The following is a 5,023-nucleotide window of genomic DNA, read 5'->3' on the forward strand; positions in this document are numbered from 1 at the left end:
ACAAGCACCATATTTGCTCAAGATGCACCACAATTATTGAAAAAATGATGAATCACATCCAAACTGGTGCGTTTTTTGCTTAAAGTTTCAAATTGTCAAAGCATGATGACTTTGGTTCCTATTTTTTAGATTTACTAAACCATTTTGGTGCATTAACTCTAAAAGTTATGTATTAAAACTGGTTTATAGCACCTATTTTGAGCAAACTATGCAAAATGTAGATCTCTTTTTCTTATTGCTTGGAGCAGTACTCGTCTTAGCCATGCATGCAGGTTTTGCATTTTTGGAATTAGGAACAGTTCGCCATAAAAATCAGGTCAATGCCCTGAGTAAGATCTTGACTGATTTTTCGATTTCAGCAATTGCTTATTTTTTTGTTGGTTACTATATCTCCTACGGCCTGCATTTTTTCCATATGGGTACAACGCTCTCGGCAGAACATGGTTATAACTTGATGCGTTGCTTTTTTCTACTGACTTTTGCTGCGGCTATTCCTGCCATTATTTCAGGTGGAATTGCTGAACGTGCCAAGATGCGACCACAAGCGATTGCCACCTTTTTATTGGTTGCTTTGGTTTATCCCTTGTTTGAAGGCATCGCATGGAATGGTAACTTTGGGATACAAAGTTGGTTAGAAGCCCATTTTGGTGCGCAGTTTCATGACTTTGCAGGTTCTGTCGTGGTTCATGCAATGGGGGGTTGGATTGCGCTCGCTGCGGTGATTTTATTAGGCGCTCGGAATGGTCGTTATAAAAATGATGGGCGTGTGAGTGCGCATCCACCCTCTTCAATTCCTTTTCTGGCCTTAGGTCCATGGATTTTGATTGTTGGCTGGTTCGGCTTTAATGTCATGAGCGCCCAGCGCGTCGATGCAATTTCTGGCTTGGTGGCAATCAACTCATTGATGGCAATGGTTGGCGGTACATTGAGCGCAAACTTAGTCGGAAAGAATGATCCAGGTTTTTTACATAATGGGCCTTTGGCTGGACTTGTTGCAATTTGTGCAGGCTCAGATGTCATGCACCCTTTTGGTGCATTGCTGATTGGGTTAATTGCGGGTGTGATTTTCGTTAAGTTATTTACTTATACCCAAAACAAACTGAAAATTGATGACGTTCTAGGTGTTTGGCCTTTGCATGGCGTTTGTGGGGTTTTTGGTGGTCTTGCTGTAGGAATATTTGGACAACAATGGCTAGGTGGATTAGGTCATGTTTCTTTTATATCACAGTTAATTGGAAGTGCTTTGGCTGTCAGTATTGCTTTACTGGGTGGTTTCATTATCTATGGTGTTTTGAAAATGACGATGGGCATTCGATTATCACAGGAAGAGGAATTTCAGGGCGCAGATCTTTCTATTCATAAAATTTCTGCGAACTCAGAAGAAGGCATGTTTTAGATCAATTTTTTGATTACCTTTTATATTACCTTAGCGGCTCCATTGAGCCGTTTTTTTATACATAATCATTTAAATTTACACAACAAATCCCATCGTGACAGCACGTATCAATCCGCCTAGAATAAAAAATAGATGATGATAGGATTATATTGATGGGGAATTTTGCAGACTTCTTGAACGCGTCTATTGATCAACAAAATGAATCGATACAGTCTTATGAGTTCAACGATCGTAAAGTTTGGTTAAAGAAAGCATCTGAGCGTCATGCACTTTGGTTATACACTCCTTTGAGATGGTTTGCTCGCTTGCTTCAACTAGATGCACTGATTCCAGTTCCTAATCGTGGTGGCAAAGAAGCCATTCAATGTGAATATCAACGCCTTACTGCTCTGAAAAAGTTAGGTATCAAAACGCCACAGGTTTTGGCTGTTTCACATGAAGGTATTTTAATTGAAGATGCAGGCTCCAGTGAGCACGAAGTCGTACAACTAGATCATGCCTTAGCCAGAGCTATCAGCTCTGAACAACGCATTCAACTCTATACCGATGCAATTTTGGCAATTCAATCTATACATGCAAAAGGCAGCTATTTGAGTGAAGCATTTGTCCGTAATATTTTAGTCGATGAGGATCATCAGTTTACCTTTATAGATTTTGAGACAGATCCGGGAGAACTTTTAAGTTTAAATCAATGTCAGGTACGTGATTGGTTATGCTTTATTTTTTCATCGTCATATCGACTTGAACTCACGGAACTTGATCAAGCAAGTGCTATTTTTTATCATGCTTTAAATAACAATAAAAAGGTCTATCGTGACATTTGCAATGTTGGTCATAAATTGCAGTGGATCTTGAGTTTTAAACCTGAAAAATTAGGCAACGACGGCAAACGTATCCAAAAAGTATGTTGTTTTTAAAGAAACTAGAACGCCAAGACCCATTACCGATGATTTAAAACACAGTTGATCCAATTGCTTTGGCTCTGATCAATGCTTTAGTCTCTTGGCATTTTTAAAATCTTTTTAATATTTGGACTTTTAATAGGCTAGCTCTTAAATATCTTAACTTTTTAAGATCTTGGGTAAGCAGACTAAAACACTGAGTCCACCCAATTCTGTACTTTGGGAAAGAATCAGTTGACCACCTAAGCGCTGTGTTGCTTTATCCACAATGGATAACCCCAAACCACTGCCCACTTCCAGATGATGATGTACTCGATAAAAACGTTTTAACACCTGATCATAATATTGAGGATCAATCCCCGCACCACTGTCTTCAATTTGCACACAGGCACAGCTATTCTCATCTTCATAGACGGAAATATTAATCACTCCTGCTACAGGAGTGTACTTAATCGCATTATCAATCAGGTTAAAAATAATGGAATGTACTGTGGGCTCAATACTCACCATTTCGATATCTTCATTGCGTTCAAAACCCAGATCGATTTCCTTTTCCATTGCTAAATTCATCAATTGCTCAACGCAATTTAAGGCAACATTATTAAGCTGAAAAGTACTGAATCGCTCAAGACTACTCATTGAGGCATCTTGTTTAGCCAGAGCCAACAGTTGACTGACCAAATGCTGAATTCGCGCGAGCCCTTTGCTCAGATTTTGAAAGGCAGCATGATCAGGAAACTGACTGAGTAGAATCTTGGTTTGCAAATTTAAAGCAGTAATGGGTGTCCGTAACTCGTGAGCGGCATCAGCGACAAATTGTTTCTGCTCTTGTTGAGCCGTCGAAATTCGTTCAAACAACCGATTCATTTCATGAATGGTTGGAGAAAGCTCTTCTGGATAATCTTTTTCATGAATAGGCGCTAGATCATTAGAATCACGCTGTATCAATTCGGATTTGAAGTCATCCAAGGGTTTTAAACTACGTCGAATAATACCTGCCAAACCAATTAAGGCAAAAGGCAAAATAATGACATAAGGGAGGAACATACTACCCGCAAGTTCCAACGCCATCACTTGTCTGACTTTTTCTTGCTGACTGATCTGGATTTGAAAATCTTTGGTCGGCATCACATAAGTACGCCAGATGCCATGGTCGGTTTGCTGGGTATAAAATCCAGCATACTTCACCGGAGGAACCAATAAACGGTCTGCATGACTTAAATGACTTTGATCTTTATAAGCCCAAATATCAACAAATAAATCTTCTTCACGATACACACGATCTTTTTCAAAATGACTGACGACTGCTCCATAAGGTTGAGTCGCAGCACGTTTGGCCAAATATTGCATTTGTGCATCAAGAATTTGATTACTTTCCTGCAATGCAATTTTATAAGCTGAAAATATCAGAACACAGCCGAGCAATATACTAAAAATAGACGTGTACCAGATTAAGCGTCGCTTTAAAGAATAATGCAGGGCCATAATGGAAAAATTCCTTAACTGTGACCCAGACGATAGCCTAAACCACGAATGGTACGGATGAAATCTTTACCCAGTTTAGAACGTAAATGATGCACATAGACTTCAATGGTATTACTGGTGACTTCGCTATCAAAGTCATACAGTTTATCTTCGAGATTTGCTTTGGAGAAAATCTTGTTTGGATGCGTCATCAGTGGAATTAAAATTGCCCATTCACGATTGGAAAGTTCAACTTCCTGACCTTTGACTGTTGCAACATGCTTTTCGATATTTAAAGTCACATCACCACTTTTAAGAATTTGATCCTGACTTGTGGCCTGAGCTTCTTTTCCACTTCGACGTAATAAGGCATGAATACGGGCCAACAGCTCATCAAACTCATAAGGCTTAATCAAATAATCATCAGCCCCTTGATTTAAACCATCAACACGATTTTCCAGTTGATCCCGCGCTGAAATAATAAGTACAGGAACAGCCGTTTTTTGACGAATCTGTTTAAGCACTTGCATGCCATCCATCATCGGCAAACCGAGATCAAGCAATACCAGATCAAAACTTTGTTTTGAAAGTTGCGATAAACCATCAATTCCGTTATTTACCCACTCCACATCAAATTGATGATACTTAAGCAAAGTGAGCGTAGACTCTGCAATCATGAAGTCATCTTCAATAATCAGGATTTTAGGCATGGTATTGGCTCACAGCTAATCAGTTTATTATCAGGATTTATATCAGTATGTCATCTGGCTCAGATCTTCATAAGATGTGAAATATCTGAAGTACAATGACGGTGTATCTGAACATTAAAATGTTTATTTTCATCTGTATTTAAACAGGTTATGTTTAAAATGACTAGACCAATATAAATCCTGCACACAATTTTATATTGGATAAATAACGTCAATCATTTTCGGCTTGATGAAATTTTATTTTGACCTAATTGAATGATTTGAATAAATCATCTTGATTTGTCAAATCTACTAAAGTCTCATATAAGCTTAAAAAATGGAATTGGGCATCAACATCATATTCAGATTACATTCACTAATCTAAGAATTTAAGCTTAAAACTCTCTTAAATACATAAAGGCGAGCGTAATACTCAACTTTAATTAGCCTATTGATTTATTGGAATTTAAGCGACAGCCTAGTTTCTCTGGCTGCTGTTCATCTTTGTTCAGCCACTTTTCAGGATGAAATCACTTGAGTAACGGTGCATTCTATAAGCTTTGCAAAAGGTG

4 protein-coding genes are annotated in these 5,023 nt (G+C 38.5%); 2 read left to right on the forward strand and 2 right to left on the reverse strand.

The annotated features are described in order from the left end of the window. The first annotated feature begins 208 nt into the window (after positions 1-208). Both JR005_RS00725 and JR005_RS00730 read left to right on the forward strand, forming a co-directional pair. Entirely contained in the window at positions 209-1,396 is a 1,188-nt protein-coding gene (locus JR005_RS00725; protein ID WP_218665396.1) for an ammonium transporter, read from the forward strand. 152 nt (positions 1,397-1,548) lie between these two features. After that, positions 1,549-2,313, forward strand: coding sequence for a serine/threonine protein kinase (locus JR005_RS00730; protein ID WP_218665397.1), 765 nt, complete (start codon positions 1,549-1,551; stop codon positions 2,311-2,313). A 144-nt stretch (positions 2,314-2,457) separates the two neighbouring features. On the opposite strand, the gene JR005_RS00735 is transcribed toward JR005_RS00730, so the two are convergent. After that, positions 2,458-3,777 (reverse strand): ATP-binding protein, encoded by a 1,320-nt coding sequence (locus tag JR005_RS00735; RefSeq protein WP_026039880.1) that lies wholly within the window; start codon positions 3,775-3,777, stop codon positions 2,458-2,460. Positions 3,778-3,797: 20 nt separating this feature from the next. Next, a complete protein-coding gene (locus JR005_RS00740; RefSeq protein ID WP_004990411.1) occupies positions 3,798-4,472 on the reverse strand; it encodes a DNA-binding response regulator PmrA in 675 nt (224 codons plus the stop codon). Positions 4,473-5,023 lie beyond the last annotated feature (551 nt).

This window comes from Acinetobacter sp. Colony158 (assembly GCF_019264745.1).
Classification (GTDB): domain Bacteria; phylum Pseudomonadota; class Gammaproteobacteria; order Pseudomonadales; family Moraxellaceae; genus Acinetobacter; species Acinetobacter ursingii.